Below are 18,830 nucleotides of genomic sequence, written 5' to 3'. Positions count from 1 at the left end.
ATGTCCCAAAGAATGTTGGTGTTCTGTTTCTGTTCCGCCGCGACAGAAGAGTCAAGCGGGGTCAGAACGGGATAGCTCTCGGCATTTTAGCGCCGGTGAAGATTCATCGTTCTGAATCAGCTTTGTAGGCGGCTTGAGAGGCTCGATGGAGTGCTTGAGATTTTTTGCATGTTCTTGATCTTAGCTGGGGCGACACGAAAACCGTGAGAACTTTCCGTTCTCAAATCGCCAATCTGCATATCAAGAATGTAACGGCGATGTGTGGCAGAGCCTAAGGGATGAACACTCGCGCTCAAACGGAACTATGGCCGTCTGCGGCCATCCGCCCACGAGCCGCCGCCCTTTGGCTCTTTCCCATTCCCGCAGACACCAAGGAGCACAACGCTACCATCTGCGCCATCGCCGAGGAACTCGACGTTGGATTTGCAGGCGTTCAATGTCAGACGTTTTGTATAGGAGACCAGTGAAGGCTTGCCGCATCAGGTGGCGTCTTCTCCACTGCGAGAGAATGCGGGAGGCGGGCAAGGTTGCCCGTCGCCCGCCGTGCCGCCGTCCTCAGTGGATCGCGGTGCTGACGATCCGGTAGGGGTGTTCAGCTTCATATTCGACCATGATCTGGACGGCCTGTTCGAGAACCTGTTCGGCTTCCTCGACGTGATCGCGTGCAAGCTGGTCGGCGTTGATGAAGATCGCTTCGGCCATGTTGCCGGAGATTGCGGCGAACTGGCGGTTTCCTTCGACGAGAGCTTCTCTGGCAGCGCCTTCAAGCGCGTGCGCCATGGTGATCAGCGCGTCTTCGCGCTCCTCGATCGTCAGGTCCCGGATTGTCTTTGTCATCTGCTGCATCGTGCCACCCACCTTAATAGTCGTTGTGACGATATCGGTCCCGATAGGGCCCCGTTCACAGCGAAATGGGCATGTTGGCGCCAGATTTCAAGGTTCAGGCCGGCGCGGGCTCGTCCTTGTGGACGGCATCGCGGGGCACGAACAGGCAAGCGGGCACGATCAGGACGGCAAACAGGAGCATGGTCAGGAAGGTCGCGTGCAGGCCGTCCTGCAGCGCAAGGCGAACCGCTTCGGCATCGCCACTCACGAGACCGGTTCCGTTCAGGAGAGCACGCAGCTGGTCGGTCGTGATCGCCTGTCCGCTGGTCGTATGGACCAGGCCCCAGCTCAGCACCGCCCCGAGAATCGCCGCGCCCAGCGTGCTGCCGAGGTTGCGGGAAAACACGTTCGACGCCGTGGCACTGCCGCGTTGCGAGGCCGCGACGCTTCCCTGGGTGAGGATCAGTGCGCCGATATTGAGAAGGCCCATGCCGAAGCCCATGACGAGCGAGCCGGCACCCGCAAGCACCGCCGAACTGGATGGCGTCAGCAGGGTCAGGAGGAAGGTTCCCACGGGGACGAACACGGCGCCCACCAGCATGATCGGCCGCAGCCCGAACCGGGTGAAGTTCCGCGAAGCGATCGTTGCGCCGCACGGCCATCCCAAGAGAAGCATGGTCAGTGCAAAGCCTGCCACCAGCGGCGACTGGTTGAGCACGGTCTGCACATACATGGGCAGGAAGGTGGTGAGCCCCATGATCGCCATGGAGGCGAAGAAGACAGAGATGTTGGCGGCCGCAATCGGTCGGTAGAGCCAGAGATCCGGCGCGACCATCGGTTCTTCGACGCGGCGCTCCTGCCAGATGAACAGCGCAAGCGACACGGCGAACAGGACGAAGGAGACGATCGCGGACGTCGACAATCCGGTCTCGGAGACCGTGAGGCCAATCATCAGCGCCGAGATGGAGACGGCAAACAGCACGGCGCCCAGGATATCGATCGAGACCGTCCGGGTGTGCTTTTCCTCGTGGTAGAACAGGATGAACGCTGCGGCAGCGGCAAGGCCGACCGGCACGTTGATCCAGAAGATCCAGGCCCAGGGCAGGTTATGGATGATGACGCTGCCGAGCAGCGGGCCAACCACGGCCGAGAGCGCCCAGACGCTGGCCAGATAGCCCTGAACCTTTCCACGCTGGCTGCCCGGAAAGAGATCGGCCACCACCGTCATGGCGACGGGCTGAATGGCGCCAGCGCCGATGCCCTGGAGCAGTCTGAAGGCAATCATGGACGGCATCGACCAGGCAAATCCGCAGAGGATGGAGGCGACCAGGAAGACGGCGATGCCAGCCAGCACGATCGGCTTTCGCCCGTAGATATCGGAAAGCTTGCCGAAGACGACGGTCAGCGCGGTCTGCGACAGGAGGAAAGCGGAAAACACCCAGCTGTAGAGATTGAGCTGCCCGAGCTGGGCTGCGATCTGCGGCATGGCGGTGGAGACGATGGTCGCTTCGATGGCGATCATCGCCATGCTTGCCATGATCGCGGCTACGACGAGCCCGCGATGTGAGACTTTTTCAGACATGAATGAATCCGAAGCCCTGACGGAGGGCGCGACAAGAGAGAAATTCGGCGGTCGCGGCAGGATATTGCGTCTGCAAAGCGTGCATCTGCAAGTTCTGGTGGCCGTCAGTGCGTCATCGACTTAGGAGCGCAAACTTGGTTGCGTCAAGCTATATTTGATTTAGATCAAGTTCCACAAGCGCTCCTCACCCCTTGGATATCCAGGCGGCCGCTGCAATTTTCATTTGCGCTGCGCCTGACCCGGCGTCATGGTGACCTGCTCAGTTATCTCATATGGATTCAATATCATGGCAGCGGATGTGATCGTTCTCGGCGCCGGCATCATCGGTGTTTCGACGGCTCTGCAATTGGCGCGACGGGGAAAATCGGTCGCCCTGGTGGACCGCAGGGAGCCCGGGATGGAAACCTCCTACGGCAATGCCGGCCTGATCCAGCGCGAGGGCGTTGTCCCCTACAGCTTTCCCCAGCAGTTCGCCCAGATCCTGCGCTATGCCAGGAACAACCGCATCGACGCGCATTTTCACTGGAGCGCGATGCCGTCGGTCTCCTCGTTTCTGGCAAAATACTGGTGGCATTCCAATGTGCCGAGGCATGAGCTGATCGCCCGCGCCTATGCGCCGCTGATCGAGCATTCGATCGCCACCCATGACGAACTGATCCGCGAGGCGGGCGCCGAGGATCTGATTGCCAAGAACGGCTGGCAGGAAGTGTTCCGCTCGCAGGCCAAGCTCGACGAGACGGTGCGCGAAGCCGACCGACTGAAGCGCGAATACGACCTTTCCTTCAAGGTTCTGACGCCTGCGGAACTTGCGGTTGCGGAACCCAATCTCTCCGACGATTTCATCGGCGCGCTGAAATGGGAAGACCCGTGGGCGGTCAAGGATCCGCTCGCGCTGACGCGTGCCTATGTGGCGCTGTTCGAAAAGCTTGGCGGTCGGGTGCTGACGGGTGACGCAAAGAGCCTTTCGAAGACCGCGACCGGCTGGCGCATCATTGCCGGCGAAGGCGTGGTCGAGGCGAAGGATGTCGTGGTCGCACTTGGTCCGTGGTCGGACACGGTGACCAAGCCGCTCGGCTACAATTTCCTCGTCGGCGTCAAGCGCGGCTACCACATGCATTATGCGCCAAAGGGCAATGCGAAACTCAACGGCTGGACGATGGATGCAGAGCGCGGCTATTTCCTGGCCCCGATGAACCAGGGGATCCGGCTGACGACCGGTGCCGAATTTGCGCGCCGCGATGCGCCGAAGACACCGGTTCAGCTTGCCCGCGCCGAAGCTGTGGCACGCGAGATCTTTCCGCTTGGTGAGCGGCTGGACAAGGAGCCCTGGATGGGTGCCCGCCCCTGCACGCCGGATATGATGCCTGTCATCGGCAAGGCGCCGCGTCACGACGGATTGTGGTTCGCCTTCGGCCATGCGCATCACGGCCTGACGCTCGGTCCGGTCACGGGTCAGGTCATCGCGGAAGCGATGATGGGCGAAAAGACCCGGATCGACATATCCGCTTACAGGCCGGAGCGGTTTAACGTCTGACCCTCTTCTTCATTTGGTCTAGCGGCAGGAGAAAGTCTGGGCTACCGGTGTTTTCATGGATACGATCGATACAGCCCGGACCTTTCTCGATGACAATCCCGATATCGAGGTTCTCGAAGCCTTCGTGATCGACGTCAACGGCGTGCCGCGGGGCAAGTGGATCCCGCGCGAACGAGCGCTCGACGTGCTTTCGAAGGGCATGGCGATGCCGCGCTCGGTCTACGCGCTCGACGTCTGGGGACGCGACGTCAATGCCGCGGGCCTTGCGGAGGGCACCGGTGATCCGGATGGCATCTGCTTTCCCATCGCCGACACACTGTCGCGCGTGACATGGCTGAAGCGGCCAACGGCGCAGGTTCTACTGGGCATGAACGAGCAGGACGGGACCGGATTTTACGGCGATCCGCGCCAGGTTCTGGCGAATGTTCTCAAAGGTTTCGAGCGGATCGGCCTGACGCCGGTCGTGGCGACGGAGCTGGAATTCTACCTGATCGACCCGATCCGGTCGGCGATCGACCCGGTGCGGCCACCGAATTCACGCGAGGGCCGCTGGCATACGGGCCAGACACAGGTGCTCTCGATTTCCGAGCTGCAGGATTTCGAGAATGTCTTCCACGGCATCGCCTCTGCAGCGAGGGCGCAAGGGATACCGGCCGATACGACACTGCGGGAAAACGGCCCGGGCCAGTATGAGATCAACCTCAACCACGTGCCAGACGCGCTGAAGGCTGCGGATTATGCGGTGCTCCTCAAGCGGATCGTCAAGGGCGTGGCGCGCGCCAACGATCTCGACGCGACGTTCATGGCAAAGCCCTATGGCACGCAGGCCGGAAGCGGCATGCATGTGCATTTCTCGCTGATCGATAGCGACGGCCGCAATGTCTATATGGGCGAGAACGGGCCGTCCGAGGCGCTGTTTCATTCGGTGGGCGGGCTTTTGGAAAACATGGGGGAAAGCATGGCGGTGTTTGCCCCGCATGCCAATTCCTACCGGCGCCTGCGCCCTTCCGAACATGCCCCGACCTATGCCTCCTGGGGCTTCGACAACCGCTCGGCCGCCGTGCGCGTCATCACCGCGTCGAAGCCGGCGACCCGCATCGAGCACCGCGTTGCAGGTTCCGACACCAATCCCTATCTTGTGCTGGCGATGATCCTCAGTGCAGCCCTTGCCGGCATCAAGGAAAAGCGCAATCCGGGCGGGGCGATTACCGGCGACGACCATGCGATCAGCCACGAACCGCTGCCGACCAACTGGGACTATGCGCTGCAGCAGTTTTCCCGCTCCACGTTCGCCTACGCGACGCTCGGGCCGAAATACCGGTCGCTCTACACGGCCTGCAAGCAGCAGGAGCTGTCGGAATTTTCTCTGCGGGTGACCGACGTCGAATACGACGCCTATATCAGGACGGTGTAAGATGGCTTTCAAACCCGCAGACAATCCCCGCCACGCCAATTCCTGGTATGCCGCCTCGGCCAATGACAAGCGTGTGCGCCCTGCCCTCGAGGGCGAGATCGAGGCCGATGTCTGCGTGATCGGCGCGGGCTTTTCCGGCATCTCGGCCGCTCTCGAACTGGCCGAGCGCGGCTATTCCGTCGTGGTGCTGGAGGCGGAGCGGATCGGCTTCGGCGCTTCGGGCCGCAATGGCGGGCAGATCGTCAACGGCTATAGCCGCGATCTGGAAACGATCGCCGGACGCTACGGGCGCGACAAGGCCGTGCAGCTTGGCGCGATGTCGCTCGAAGGCGGCGAGATCATCCGCGCCCGCGTAGCGCAATACGGGATCGACTGCGATCTCGTGCCCGGCGGTTTCTTCGCGGCCTTTACGGACAAGCAGGTGCGCGAGATGGAGGTGCACAAGGCCGTATGGGAACAGCACGGCCATGACGGGCTGGAGATGGTCTCGAAGGCTGACGTCGGACGCTATGTGAAAAGCGACCGCTATGCCGGCGGCATGATCGACCGAAAGGGTGGCCATATTCACCCGCTTAATCTCGTGCTCGGGGAAGCGGCAGCGGCCGAAAGCCTCGGCGCGCGGATTTTCGAGGGATCGCGGGTGGTCGGCATCGACCAGACGGCAAAGCCCGTGGTCAGAACCGACAAGGGCCGCGTCACCGCATCCTATGTGCTGGTGTGCGGCAACGCCTATCTATCGCCGCTGCTGCCGGAGATCCATGGCCGGATGATGCCGGTTTCGAGCCAGGTGATGGCGACGGAGCCGCTGGATGCGGGCCTGATCGAGCGCCTTCTGCCCGCAAATTACTGCGTCGAGGATGCCAATTACATTCTCGATTACTATCGCCGCACCGCCGACAACCGTCTGCTCTACGGTGGCGGCATCGGCTATGGCGGCAGCGACCCGAAGGACCTGACGGGCGTGATCCGCCCGAACATGCTCAAGACCTTCCCGCAGCTGAAGAATGTCAGGATCGACTACGCGTGGAGCGGCAATTTCGCACTGACGCTGACCCGCATTCCGCATGTGGGAAAGCTGTCCGACACCGTGTTCTTCTCGCACGGCGACAGCGGCCACGGCGTGACCACCACGCATCTGCTCGGCAAGATCCTTGGTGAGGCGGTTGCCGGCCATGCGGAGAGGTTCGATACCTGGGCATCGCTACCCAACCTGCCCTTCCCGGGCGGGCGGGCGTTCCGCGTGCCGCTCACCGCGCTTGGGGCCTGGTGGTACGGCATGCGGGACAAACTCGGGCTGTAGCTTACAGCGATGCGGGAAAACTGCCTTTGAAGTAATAGGTCGACTGTGCCCGCACGATCGACTTGAACTGTGCAACGATTTTGGCTGCCTCGTCTTCCGTCACCATCAGCGCCAGACGCAATGTTGCCGCGGCCATGTGGAACATAAGAAACAGTGTGCGGGCGTAGTTCTCCCAAAGCTGTTCGCTGACGAACCGCTTGGTGATCTCGAAGAAGAGGTCGGCCTGGAAGCGGGTTTCGGTAATGTCACGGTCTGCCAGCGCCTTGTCGGCCTGGATGGCGTTCAACAGATCCTGCGTCGACGGCTTTTCGCGCATGCGGGTGTAATAGAGGTCGAAAAGAACGTCCGTTGCATCCAGCGCGTCTTCAGCCGTCGAGATCTGCGGAATATGTCCGACGATGATACCGCGGACTTCCTCGACATAGCGCTCATGGAGCATGGCGATGATCGCCGACTTGTTGGGGAAATACTGGTAGACGGAGGCGATGGGGCCGCCTGAAAGAGACGCAATCTCCTTCATCGTGACCGCATCGATACCCTTTTCGCCGATCAGCTCCATCGAGACCTTCAGGATATCATCAATGCGTTCGCGGCTTCTTTCCTGTTTCGGTACCCGACGAAGTGAACTCCCGCCTGCACTCTGCATCGAATCTCGCATCCGCAACTCTCTCCGTACGCCCTGTTGCCTATACTGGACGGGGCGATAAGAGAGGCACCTGGCAGCATAGTTACATTATAAGTTTGCGTTGTACGGCAAGTCAGGCATGTCGGATCACCGAAAGCATTAGAATTTTGAAAATAATTCGACACTCAAACAGTTTATCTTGAATTAGGATCGCGTGTCATATCGTATCCGTCAGCCCCGCTACGGCATCTGCCACGATGCGGTCGAGCGTGGCGTCAATGTCGACGGTCACGACGCCTGCTTCACCCTCGGGGCTTTCCAGCGTGGCGAGCTGGCTTTGCAACAGCGACGTCGGCATGAAATGGCCCTTGCGCTCGCCCATCCGGCGGCTCAACAGCTCCTGACTTCCTTTGAGAAACACGAAGGTCAGCTTGCCACCCGCAGCGCTGCGCAGCCGTTCGCGGTAGACGACTTTCAGTGCAGAGCAGGTCACCACGAGGTCTTCTGAACGCGCGAGAGCCTCGGCGATCTTCTCGCCGATCACATCGAGCCAGGGCCAGCGGTCTTCATCGGTGAGCGGTGTTCCCTGCGCCATCTTGTCGACATTGGACTGCGGATGCAGACTGTCGCCTTCCATGAAGCGGCAATTCAGGCTCTCTGCCAAACGCTCAGCGACGGAACTCTTTCCAGCGCCGCTGACGCCCATGACGATGATGGCTCTGCCAGCCTGTTTGCTCATTGGTTGCTCCTCTTTGATATCGACAGCCGGTCTCCTTCAACCGCATTGAGCGACAGATCACAAGTCCCGGCGATCTTCAACGCCAGTCGCGGACTTGCCCGGACCCGTTTCATCGCGCCCGAGCGCAAACGGCATCAGGATCGACAGAAAGATCAGGCGCAGGACGTGATGGGCACCGACATAGGTCGGGTCGGCATGCAGCATGACCGCCATCGCCGCCATGGTCTCCAACCCGCCGGGCGAAAACGCGATCAGGGCCGCATCGAGCGGTATGTCCAGGACATACGAGACGGTGCCGGCCATGGCCGCTGCCATGACCGAGACGATCACCGTGACCACGAGGCCGGATACGAGGGCTGTGCGCACCTCGAGAAGCGAGATGCCGCAAAAGCGCGTTCCGATGTTGGCGCCGAGAAGGATATAGACGGGGACAATGAGCCAGGAGGGAACGCCACCGGTGGCGAACGATGTCACGTGGGTTGAGATCGAAACCAGTGTGCCGGCGAGCAGAAGGGCTGCGGGAAGCTTCCAGCGCAGGAAGAGCATGCCGATGACGGTCGAGATCGCAAGGATGCCCAACAGCATCGGCAGGTCCATCGCGATGACCTGAGCGACACTATCTCCGCCGCCAAGATCGAATGCTGTGACAATCAGGGGCACGCTGATGGTCAACAGAAGGACGCGCACGCTCTGGGAAATGCCGACCGTTCGCTGGTCGCAACGCATGTCAGCGGCAAGACTGAGCACGTAGCTCAGATGTCCCGGCGAAGCTGCGAGGAAAGCCGTGGTGCGGTCGTAATGGAAGAAACGCTGCATGACCCAGGCCGCGACGTAAAGCAGGGCCGTGACGGTAACCATGACCATCACGAAGCTTAGAGGCCAGCGCTTGATCGCCACCAGGATGTCGGGCGTGACGGTCGCCCCCATCGAGATGCCGATGACGATGAAGCAGCCGTTCCGGACGATTTTCGGGATCGAGAGGGTGAGGCCTGCGATACCCGCAAGCGACACGGCCAGCGCCGGACCGATCAGATAGGGAGCGGGGAAGCCGATCATCGCGGCGATCAGCGCACCGCCGGCACCGACCAGCGCGGTCAGGGCAAATTCAAGCAGTTGGGAAAAGGGCATGGCAACGAATATCTGGGTGACCACCCGGAGCCAGGCTCAAGGGGCCATCAATAAAGGAAACGTTGCCTACTCCTAAAGAAGACAGCCCGGAGGTCAACCTGCCGGGCCGCTAAACTGATGCTGCGATGAGATCTGTATTGAGATCAGGCGGCCGGTGCCGCGACCATCTTGGCGATTGCCGGCGGCGGATCGATCCCGAGCAGGAAGTTGATCTGCGGGCGCGCCTTGACCAGATCGTCGATCGTATAGTCTGCCAGCACGTCGAAGAAGGCATTCAGCGCCTTGCGAAGTGCCGAGTTGAGACCACAGCTATCGACCAGAGGACATTCGGCGACGCCCTCCTCGAAACATTCGGCCATCGCGAAACTGTCTTCCGTCACGCGGATCACATCAAACAGAGTGATACGGTCGGCAGCGCGACCGAGGCGAACACCGCCGTTTCGGCCGCGAACGGTCTCGACCAGGCCGGCCTTGGTCAAAGGCTGCAGGATCTTGAAGAGAAACAGTTCGGACACGCCATAGGCGCGCGCGATCTCCGGGATGCGGCTGAGCTTCCCCTCGTTCGCAGCACAGTACATGAGCATGCGAACGGCGTAGTTGGTCTGCTTTGTCAGGCGCATATTCGTCTCCCGAGACTCGTCACGGCCCCATACATAGTGGGTTTGCTAGTTTTGAACAATTCCAAAGTTTGCGAAATTGCCCTTGAACGCTGCGTTGCCGATGACGCGCTTTATTGCCGGCATTATCCGGCAAGACCCATGTGTACCGCAAACCAGACTGGAACTGCAAACAGGAAGGTCGCCGCCAGAAACGTTATGCCAATTTTCGCCAGGCGGATGCGGCGCGCGCGCGAAACGTCCCACTCGTAATTCATGATGAACACTCCCCCTCACACGAATGTGTAAATTAGCAGCGCCTAGGAAGAGGTCAATGTCTCCGCCGCACGAGAATGCGGCGGAGCGTGTCTATTCGACAGTCGGGCTTACTTCATCACGGGCATGACGAATTCGGCGCCATCCTTGATGCCTGTGGGCCAGCGGCTGGTTACCGTCTTGGTGCGGGTCCAGAACTTGATCGAATCCGTGCCATGCTGGTTGAGGTCGCCAAAGGACGAGGACTTCCAGCCGCCAAAGGAGTGATAGGCGAGCGGCACCGGGATCGGAACGTTGACGCCGACCATCCCGATATTGATCCGCGAGGCGAAGTCGCGGGCGGCATCGCCGTCGCGGGTATAGATCGCGACACCATTGCCGTATTCGTGCTTCATCGGAAGGTCGAGCGCTTCCTCATAAGTCTTGGCGCGCACCACTGACAGGACAGGGCCGAAGATTTCGGTCTTATAGATGTCCATGTCGGGCGTGACGTTGTCGAACAGGCAGCCGCCTACGAAATTGCCGTTTTCATAGCCCTGCAGCTTGAAATCGCGGCCATCGACAACGAGGTTTGCGCCCTCTTCGACACCCTTGTTGATCAGGCCGAGAATACGCTCCTTGGCTTCCTTGGTGACGACAGGACCCATGTCGGCCTTTTCGTCCGTGTAGGGACCGATGCGCAGGGATTCGACCATCGGCGTCAGCTTCTCGATCAGACGGTTGGCGGTGTCCTCGCCGACCGGGACCGCAACCGAGATCGCCATGCAGCGCTCGCCGGCCGAGCCATACCCGGCGCCCATCAGGGCGTTGGCGGCCTGGTCGAGATCTGCATCCGGCATGATGATCATGTGGTTCTTGGCGCCGCCGAAGCACTGTGCGCGCTTGCCGTTCATGGCGGCGGTTCCGTAGACGTAGCGGGCGATCGGCGTGGAGCCTACAAACGAGACGGCAGAGATATCCGGATGCGTCAGGATCGCATCGACCGCGGACTTGTCGCCGTTGACGACGTTCAAAATGCCGGCCGGAAGGCCTGCCTCGATCATCAGTTCGGCCAGACGCATCGGCACGGAGGGATCGCGCTCGGAAGGCTTCAGGATGAAGGCATTGCCGCAGGCAATCGCGGGTGCAAACATCCACATCGGGATCATCGCCGGGAAGTTGAACGGCGTGATGCCGGCACCGATGCCGACCGCTTGCCGAATGGAATACATGTCGATGTTCGGACCGGCACCCTCGGTGAACTCGCTCTTGGACAGATGCGGGATGCCGATGACGAATTCACAGACTTCAAGACCGCGAACGATGTCGCCCTTGGCATCCTCGATCGTCTTGCCATGCTCGCGCGACAGAATCTCGGCAAGTTCATCCATGTTGTCATTCAACAACTGGACGAACTTCATGAAAACGCGGGCTCGGCGCTGCGGGTTGGTGGCGGCCCAGTTCGGCTGGGCAGCCTTGGCATTCTCGACGGCTGCATTCAGATCCGCATCGCTCGCAAGCGCCACGGTCGCCTGGACTTCGCCCGTTGCCGGATTGAAGACATTGGCCGTGCGCCCGCTCGTGCCGGCAACATGCTTGCCGCCGATGAAATGACCGATCTCGTACATGGTGATCCTCCTTCTTGAAATTGTAAGTGGCGAGGATACGCGTCAATTTGCACAAGGCAACGCCATGGTTTACGCATCCGTTGTGCAAAATTCGACACAAGATACCCGCCAGGGAGATGACGATGAACTGGGATGACCTGCGGCTTTTCCTGGCTGTTGCGCGCAGCGGACAGATCCTGGCGGCTTCCCGTCGGCTCGGCATCAACCATGCGACGGTCGGGCGACGGATATCAGCGCTGGAAGAGGATCTGCGCACGCGACTGCTGATCCGCCGCACCAATGGCTGCGAGTTGACGCCTGAGGGAGAGGTGTTTTTGCGGGCCGCCGAGCGGATCGAGACGGAGATGCTGGACGCGCAGGCGAGTACCGGTCGGATCGACGCGGCAATTGCCGGTACCGTGCGGGTCGGCGCACCCGACGGGTTCGGCGTGCACTTCCTTGCCTCGCGCCTGGGAATGCTGACGAAGCGGCATCCGCAGCTGAAACTGCAACTCGTGCCGGTGCCACGCTCGTTTTCGCTGTCGCAACGGGAAGCGGATATCGCAATCACGATCGACCGGCCAGAACAGGGGCGCCTGGTCTCATCGCGGCTGACGGATTACACGCTCGGCCTCTACGCCTCGAAAGCCTATCTTAAGGACGCAGGCGTGCCCGACAGTATCGAGGCCCTCAATGACCATGCGCGGATCGGTTATGTGGAAGACCTGATCTTTTCCCCGTCGCTTAACTTCACCGGCGAGGTGATGCGCAACTGGGATGCCGGGTTCGAGATTTCGAGCGCAATCGGCCAGATCGAAGCGGTGCGGTCCGGCGCCGGGATCGGCATTCTGCACGACTATGTCGCTTCGCAGGACATGAACCTGACCCGCATCCTTCCGGACATCTCCATTCGCCGGGCCTATTGGAGCAGTTATCACGAGACGGCCAGGAACCTGGTGCGGGTTCGAACCGTCGCGGATTTCCTGCGGGAAGTCATTCAGGAGGAAGCGCGGATCTTCGTGTGGAAACCGCCGTCCGGACAAAAATAAAGCCCGCGAGAAGCGGGCCTTAAGCATTCACAGCGTCCAGCCTGATAGGCCGGACGTCTGCGATTACGACGCCTTCAGAACCGACATCGGCATCTTGAGGGCATTTGCGATGCGCTTCAACTTGGCAGGATCGAAATCCGTGCCGTTCTCCATACCCACGATCTCGTCCGTGACCAATCCGGTCGTAACGGCAAGATCGTCGATGCTGTAGCCGGCAGCCTGGCGCGCCTGGGCAATCAACCCAGCCACCTGATCCGGTGCGAGAACCTGTTCTGTCGAGGCACGAAAGTTATTAATGGAAACCGTCATGGTAATCTTCCTTCCGTCAAAATCTGCCGCTAGGCAGTGAAGGGGGCAAGCAGCCCGAAGTTCGACTGCACAATTTTGGTGCCGCCAGAGCCCAATAGATATGCATTGATGCCCCCACGGCAAGGGCATTCGCTGCACTGCAACAAAAAGTGTTGAGCGTCGTCGCAGATCCGAGCCCGTTGTTTGCCGCTTTTTCGAACAAAAACAGTCTTCGCGCGTTCTCTGCTCGAATAGGGACGTCAATATGCATCAGTCGAGTTCGAAACGTTTTGAAAATCTGGGTATACCCGGAAGCACCGATGCTGACATTCTCGAGGCGGCGCATCGCCTTGTGGAGCTTCACCTGACCTATTTGCGCGAACACGAGACGAAGAACGACCTCTTCGACGTGCGCGACCTGCCGGCCTCCAAGGACTCGCTGGTCAATGCTTTCCGGTTGACGCTTGCGACCGAAAACAGGACTCATATGCGCACGCTGTTGCTGAAGGCGGGCATGACATTGGCGCAGTTTCAGGAAAACATCGGTCGCCCGATGATTGTCAAATCGCAGGATGGCCAGAAACCAAACCAGGTCCGGCGGAGCGATATCGATGCTGCCGTAGCGCGGCGGTTCAACAAGGCCTTGGTCCAACTGGGCGAAGAACGCGCCAGGCTCGGCCGTGTGTTTCAGGACGCCATGCGGATTGCCGGCGACAAGCCGCTTCACTGATCTGAAATTCCAGGAAAAGAAGTGGTACGGTTGAGTGGGGTCGAACCACTGACCTCAGGCGCCACAAGCCTGCGCTCTAACCAACTGAGCTACAACCGCACAAGACGCCTAAATCGCGTCGCCGGTGCAGATACTGCCATCGGCAGCGTTTGGCAAGCCCCTTTTGAGAGAACGAAGCCAAAAATGGAATGGCCGCCCAGTCGGCGGCCATGGAATACGGGCGTGATGCGCCGGTCGCGATCAAGCGGTCCGGAAATTTGCCATTGCCTTTTCGGCAGCATCCTTGCCCGGCCGCGACACGTCTTCTGCAAGCTGGCGGGCCATGTCCTGCATGGATTTTGCCTGCTCGACCGTCGCCTCTGCCTGACGGCGGATGAACGAGGTCTGCAATTCGAAGAATTCCGACGCTGATTTGACGCCGAGCAGCGCCTGCATATGCGAGAGTGACAGATCCGCACTGGACCGGAACGCTTCCAGTGCCTTAAGCCCGAGTTCAACGGAACCGGACTGGGCCGTGTGAACTGTGGATTCCACCGCCATGGTGGCTTCCTCTGTCGCGGCTTTCATCCTAGCATAGGCTTCACTGGACTGGCTTGCGCCCTGCCCGGCAAAGTCGCGAAGGCGTTCGCCAAGCTTCATGGGATCGAAAGCGGAAAACGAAAACATCTCTTCTGTGCCGTGTGCCATCGCCAAAGCTCCTCCAAGGCTCTACCCCGACTTTTAAATGGGCAAAAGCCGGAGTTGGATGCCTGAAATATAATCGCAAACGTTGTGCCGCGCAACGAATTTGTGCGGCGCACAAAAGCGCCGCCGTTAACCCTGACGGAGGTTTAACCGGTCGGCCTGTGGACCCCGGAAGGGGGGCAAGGTATTAACGAAGGATTAAGTCTCTCAGGAATGCCGGTAGTTAACCGACAGGTCGTTCATGTCCTCTGTACAGTACCCTTTCATCGACATCGCCGTCCACGAGCGCGTCAGGGAACGCTTTGCGGCGGGCGACGGAATCGTGCTGTTTTCTTCCGACATGCGCATGCCTCTGTGGGCGAACGGACGCGGTGCAGCGCTCTTCGGATTTGGCTCGATCTACGACCTGATCGATCAGGGGCCGAACCGCGCCGACGTGGCCTTTCGTCAGGTCGAGGCAACCGCCCGCCAGCTTGCCAAGGTCGGCGATACAAGAGGCCTCGCAGTCCGCGTTATTTCCGGTTTCCAACGGGTCGTGATTCGCGGGGCCTGTGAACTTGTCGAAGTCCATGGCGAGCGGGCCATTCTGTTTTCGGCAGCACCCGAGCGGGAGCTTGCCACGATCGCCGAGCGTGCGGAGCGGATGATCGAGGGCTTCGAGGAAGCAGACACCCATATCGCTATCGTTGACGCGGCAGGCAAGGTTGCTGCTGCCTCCGAGCGTTTTGGAAGTCTCGACATATCGGAAGCGGCGATCACGACACTTTCGGCGACGGCATCCGCTGATCCCAGCCGGCTTGCCAAACGGCCGATGACGACCGCCAAGGGCAACCTTCCGGCTGCCATCGGCAAGCTTTCGGACGCCCCTGCCCTCTACATTCTGTTCACTGTCGATATGGCGACCGATGACGCGGTTACCCCGCAAACCTTGGTTGATCCCGGCGTCGTTGCGATGGTGCCCGAAGACGAGACTGCCGTCATCGACGCCCTTGCCGCGATCGAGGACGACGTTGAGGCTCAGGAAGAGTTCGAGCTTCCTGAAACCGTGACGGCGACAGAGGCAACCGAGATCAACACGGTCGCGATTGAAGAGACTGCGGCGGACGAAGAAATTTCCGAGCCCGCCGAGCAGCCGGAGCCGGTTGTGGAAATAGAGGCTGCGGTAACCGCGGTTAACGACGCAGCTACGGTTGCTGACGCGCCGGTCGATGGCGACGTACCAGTTGAAGAAGCGGCGGCGGTAGAGCTGGAGAGTGAAGAAGTCGATCTGGAGCCGGCTCCGGAAGCAGTTGCCGAAGACATCGTGTCGGAGGATGTTGTCGAAGACATTCCGGCGCATGAGATCGCGGAAGCCTCGGACGAGATCGCGGAAGACCGCCTTCCGGCACCGGAGGCAGCGGATGCATCCGAGCCGGCCGAAACACGGAGCGAGCAGGCTCTGATATCGGTCGCCGCTCCCGAAACTACGGTTGCCGAGCCCGATGCATCCGGCGACGTGGAAGGTTTTGTGTTCAGCCGCGATTCACGCGCTGTGCGTTTCGTCTGGAAGATCGATGCCGATGGGCAGTTTACAGAGGTCTCAGGCGAATTCGCCAAGGCCGTGGGACCGCATGCGGCAGATGTTGTCGGCATGGCGTTTTCCGACCTCGCCGCTCTCTTCCATCTCGATCCCGAGGGGCGCATCACCGAACTGCTCGGCAAGCGCGACACCTGGTCGGGCAAAACTATCTGGTGGCCGGTAGAGGGCACGGCACTTGTCGTGCCGGTCGATCTGGCGGCACTGCCCACCTATACCCGCAGTCGCGAATTCGACGGCTTCCGCGGCTTCGGCATCGTGCGGATCGCCGACGCCAAGGATGATCCTGACGCCACCGGCCTGACGCTCTCGCCAACGACGGTCGAGGATGAAGCGGTCAAGGAGACTGACGAACCGGGCATCGAGGACGCGGTAAACGCCGCCGGTTTGCTATCCGATGACGCGGAGCAGGTCTCCGACGTTCTGGAAGACCGCCCGGTAGAGACGGAAGTTCAACCGGCGGAGCCGGAAGCAACGTCCCCGTCTGATAGCGCCATCTACGGAACCACCTATTCCGATAGCGACCGTTCCGACGCTGCCCCGCTCGAGTGGCCGGCCGGTGAGCGTCCTGCGCTGCGGCTGGTCGAGAACCCCGGCCGTCGCCAGTCCGACAAGGTCATCCAGCTCGAAGAACACCGCGCCCGCCTGACGCCGATCGAACAGGCGGCCTTCCGCGAGATTGGGCGCCAGCTCGACCGCGCAACGGAAGAAACGCCAGTGAGCGCCGAGACTGCGCCGACTGAACCAGCGCCGAGCGAAGCTTCCCCCGCAAGCGAGATTTCCGCGAAGAATACTGACGTTTCAGAGCCAGTGGCAGATGAGACTGATGTGACCAATACTTGGCAGGAGCAGCCTGCTTCAGACATGGCAACCGAAGAAGAGGTGCGTTCCGCCGAAGAGGCACCGGCCGCAGAAGACCACGTGTCGGATGAGGCCGAGATCGCCGCTCAGGCGGGCGACGAAGGCCATAGCATCGAGGCATCCGAAACGGATCTCGACGGCAGCGCTGTTGACGACCACTTCGCCTCGGACTTCCCGCCTGTCGCTGCAAACGAGAACCAGAGCGACAGCGAGGACGACGCTGGCACGGAAATCCCGGCTGCAGCAATGCTTGAGCCCGCAGATGTTGCGCCGGAGCCAGAGCATGTCGAGCCATCCGACGTCCCTCTGCTGAGCATGATCCCGGTGCGCGAGCGCATCGGCCTCTCCGCCGAGATTGTCGACCAGATGCCGGTGGCACTGCTCGTTCACAACGGCGACACGCTGATCCATTGCAATCCGGAATTCCTCAAGCTGACCGGCTATGCATCACTTGAGGAACTGGAAGAGGTCGGCGGTCTGGATGCCCTCCTGCAGCGCCAGGACTTCGATGGCGATGGTGCGAGACCAAGCGGCATGGTGGTGGTGCGTGCCGACGACGAGATCCTGCCGGTGACCGCACGTCTGCAATCGGTTCGCTGGGACGACACGACGGCCCTGATGCTGGCGCTGATGCCGACGACATCCGACGCGTCGGAAGCAAACTCGCTGTCCGATCACCCGGGCGAGGAAATCCGCACGGTTGCCCGCACGGTCCGCCCTGCCGACCAGTTGGTCCGGCTGCAGGTGGAAGTCGAAGAGTTGCGTGCAATCCTGGAAACTGCGACCGATGGCGTCGTGCTGATCGGTGCGGATGGCGAGATCCGTTCGGTGAACAGGGCGGCAAGCGCGCTGTTCAACTACGATCAGGAAGAAATCGACGGCAAACCGTTCGTGATGCTGTTTGCCCATGAAAGCCAGCGGGCGATCGTCGATTATCTTTCCGGACTTGCCGGGCATGGCGTTGCCAGCGTGCTGAACGATGGCCGCGAGGTGATCGGTCGCGAAGCGTCCGGCGGGTTCTTGCCGCTGTTTATGACGATCGGCAAGCTGACCTCGTCGAACGGTTATTGCGCCGTGATCCGCGATATTACCCAGTGGAAGCGCACCGAAGACGAGCTTCGCACGGCAAAGCGCGCCGCCGAGACAGCCAACGCGCACAAGAGCGATTTCCTGGCGCATGTCAGCCACGAGATCCGCACGCCGCTTAACGCCATCATCGGCTTTTCAGACATGATGGCCGGCGAGCGGTTTGGGCCGATCGGCCATCCGCGCTATATCGAATATGCCAACGACATCGGTCGGTCCGGTCGCCACGTACTCGACATCGTCAACGACCTTCTCGACATCTCGAAAATCGAAGCCGGCGAGATGGAACTGGATTTCGTCGCAGTCGGCCTCAACGAGACGATATCGGAAGCCGTGTCGCTGGTGCAGCCGCAGGCAAACGGCCAACGGGTGATCATCCGCACCGCGCTGTCGCAGGCTGTGCCGCAGGTCGTGGCCGACCTGCGCTCGGTCAAGCAGATCGCGCTGAACATCCTGTCGAATGCGATCCGGTTCACACCATCCGGCGGGCAGATCGTGGTGTCGACTGCCTATGAGCCGAATGGCAGCGTGGCGCTGCGTATCCGCGATACAGGGATCGGCATGACCCGGGCGGAACTGGAACTTGCGATGAAGCCTTTCCGGCAGGTTGCCGGTGCTGCCCGCAAGCGTGGCGACGGAACAGGTCTGGGGCTGCCGCTTACCAAGGCGATGGTGGATGCAAACAAGGCAGCCTTCTCGATCAGCTCGGCGCCGAACGAGGGAACGCTGGTGGAAATCACCTTTCCGCCGCAGCGGGTGCTTGCCAACTGAACGCACGTAAAAAGAAGGCAGCCCTGAGGCTGCCTGGAATTGATGCTGTTCGAAAAGTGACGGAAGACTTCCTAATCAGCAAAGCCTGAGCCTTGCTCATCTTCCCTACACGAAAAGTATCATGCCGGATCAGTTTTGGCGGGCGAGGCTTAACACGCCGTTAAAAACCAATACCAGTTC

16 protein-coding genes and 1 tRNA gene are annotated in these 18,830 nt (G+C 60.7%); 6 read left to right on the top strand and 11 right to left on the bottom strand.

What is annotated here, in order from left to right:
* Positions 1–555: 555 nt before the first annotated feature.
* Together IFT66_RS16810 and IFT66_RS16805 are read right to left on the bottom strand one after the other, a co-directional pair.
* The gene (locus tag IFT66_RS16810; protein WP_062579170.1) at positions 556–846 is read right to left on the bottom strand and encodes a hypothetical protein; all 291 of its coding nucleotides are present in this window, start codon (positions 844–846) and stop codon (positions 556–558) included.
* A gap of 94 nt (positions 847–940) precedes the next feature.
* Positions 941–2,407, bottom strand: a complete 1,467-nt coding sequence (locus IFT66_RS16805) for an MDR family MFS transporter (RefSeq protein ID WP_062453751.1) — start codon at positions 2,405–2,407, stop codon at positions 941–943.
* 286 nt (positions 2,408–2,693) lie between these two features.
* Here IFT66_RS16805 and IFT66_RS16800 point away from each other — a divergent pair, with 286 nt between their 5' ends.
* Genes IFT66_RS16800 through IFT66_RS16790 form a run of 3 tightly spaced genes read left to right on the top strand, consistent with a single transcriptional unit; the run spans position 2,694 to position 6,655 of the window.
* Entirely contained in the window at positions 2,694–3,941 is a 1,248-nt protein-coding gene (locus IFT66_RS16800; RefSeq protein ID WP_062453752.1) for an NAD(P)/FAD-dependent oxidoreductase, read from the top strand.
* Between the two features lie 55 nt (positions 3,942–3,996).
* Positions 3,997–5,355 (top strand): glutamine synthetase family protein, encoded by a 1,359-nt coding sequence (locus tag IFT66_RS16795; protein WP_092661257.1) that lies wholly within the window; start codon positions 3,997–3,999, stop codon positions 5,353–5,355.
* Between the two features lies 1 nt (position 5,356).
* Positions 5,357–6,655 carry an NAD(P)/FAD-dependent oxidoreductase gene (locus tag IFT66_RS16790; RefSeq protein WP_192078266.1) on the top strand — a complete coding sequence of 433 codons (1,299 nt, stop codon included), beginning with the start codon at positions 5,357–5,359 and terminating at the stop codon, positions 6,653–6,655.
* Between the two features lies 1 nt (position 6,656).
* Here IFT66_RS16790 and IFT66_RS16785 read toward each other — a convergent pair whose 3' ends face one another.
* The 6 genes from IFT66_RS16785 to IFT66_RS16765 all read right to left on the bottom strand — a co-directional run bounded on the left by IFT66_RS16785 (position 6,657) and on the right by IFT66_RS16765 (position 11,626).
* A complete protein-coding gene (locus IFT66_RS16785) occupies positions 6,657–7,313 on the bottom strand; it encodes a TetR/AcrR family transcriptional regulator (RefSeq protein WP_062453755.1) in 657 nt (218 codons plus the stop codon).
* A 184-nt stretch (positions 7,314–7,497) separates the two neighbouring features.
* The gene (locus tag IFT66_RS16780) at positions 7,498–8,019 is read right to left on the bottom strand and encodes a gluconokinase (RefSeq protein ID WP_184654040.1); all 522 of its coding nucleotides are present in this window, start codon (positions 8,017–8,019) and stop codon (positions 7,498–7,500) included.
* Between the two features lie 57 nt (positions 8,020–8,076).
* A complete protein-coding gene (locus IFT66_RS16775) occupies positions 8,077–9,147 on the bottom strand; it encodes an AbrB family transcriptional regulator (RefSeq protein ID WP_113109689.1) in 1,071 nt (356 codons plus the stop codon).
* Between the two features lie 143 nt (positions 9,148–9,290).
* Positions 9,291–9,767 (bottom strand): iron-responsive transcriptional regulator RirA, encoded by a 477-nt coding sequence (gene rirA / locus IFT66_RS16770; RefSeq protein ID WP_062453758.1) that lies wholly within the window; start codon positions 9,765–9,767, stop codon positions 9,291–9,293.
* Positions 9,768–9,889: 122 nt separating this feature from the next.
* Positions 9,890–10,021: a hypothetical protein gene (locus IFT66_RS23765; RefSeq protein ID WP_256413688.1), complete on the bottom strand. Its 132-nt coding sequence runs from the start codon at positions 10,019–10,021 to the stop codon at positions 9,890–9,892.
* Between the two features lie 108 nt (positions 10,022–10,129).
* Positions 10,130–11,626, bottom strand: a complete 1,497-nt coding sequence (locus IFT66_RS16765) for a CoA-acylating methylmalonate-semialdehyde dehydrogenase (RefSeq protein ID WP_192078265.1) — start codon at positions 11,624–11,626, stop codon at positions 10,130–10,132.
* Between the two features lie 122 nt (positions 11,627–11,748).
* Here IFT66_RS16765 and IFT66_RS16760 point away from each other — a divergent pair, with 122 nt between their 5' ends.
* On the top strand, positions 11,749–12,654 hold the full coding sequence (locus tag IFT66_RS16760) for a LysR family transcriptional regulator (RefSeq protein WP_192078264.1): 906 nt from the start codon (positions 11,749–11,751) through the stop codon (positions 12,652–12,654).
* Positions 12,655–12,717: 63 nt separating this feature from the next.
* Here the strand turns inward: IFT66_RS16760 and IFT66_RS16755 are convergent, their stop codons facing one another.
* Positions 12,718–12,963 (bottom strand): helix-turn-helix domain-containing protein, encoded by a 246-nt coding sequence (locus IFT66_RS16755; protein WP_062579161.1) that lies wholly within the window; start codon positions 12,961–12,963, stop codon positions 12,718–12,720.
* A gap of 244 nt (positions 12,964–13,207) precedes the next feature.
* Here IFT66_RS16755 and IFT66_RS16750 point away from each other — a divergent pair, with 244 nt between their 5' ends.
* Complete coding sequence (locus IFT66_RS16750) at positions 13,208–13,672, top strand: hypothetical protein (protein ID WP_092661249.1); 465 nt, start codon at positions 13,208–13,210, stop codon at positions 13,670–13,672.
* Between the two features lie 22 nt (positions 13,673–13,694).
* Here IFT66_RS16750 and IFT66_RS16745 read toward each other — a convergent pair.
* Positions 13,695–13,771: transfer RNA gene (locus tag IFT66_RS16745), tRNA-His, on the bottom strand.
* A 141-nt stretch (positions 13,772–13,912) separates the two neighbouring features.
* On the bottom strand, positions 13,913–14,359 hold the full coding sequence (locus IFT66_RS16740; protein ID WP_192078263.1) for a phasin family protein: 447 nt from the start codon (positions 14,357–14,359) through the stop codon (positions 13,913–13,915).
* Between the two features lie 238 nt (positions 14,360–14,597).
* Here IFT66_RS16740 and IFT66_RS16735 point away from each other — a divergent pair, with 238 nt between their 5' ends.
* Positions 14,598–18,650, top strand: coding sequence for a PAS domain S-box protein (locus IFT66_RS16735; RefSeq protein WP_192078262.1), 4,053 nt, complete (start codon positions 14,598–14,600; stop codon positions 18,648–18,650).
* Positions 18,651–18,830: the final 180 nt, after the last annotated feature.

Source organism: Rhizobium sp. CFBP 13726, from assembly GCF_014841925.1.
GTDB lineage: Bacteria > Pseudomonadota > Alphaproteobacteria > Rhizobiales > Rhizobiaceae > Neorhizobium > Neorhizobium soli.
The sequence above is the reverse complement of the archived record's forward strand: the minus strand, read 5'-3'. Positions and strand labels throughout refer to the sequence as shown.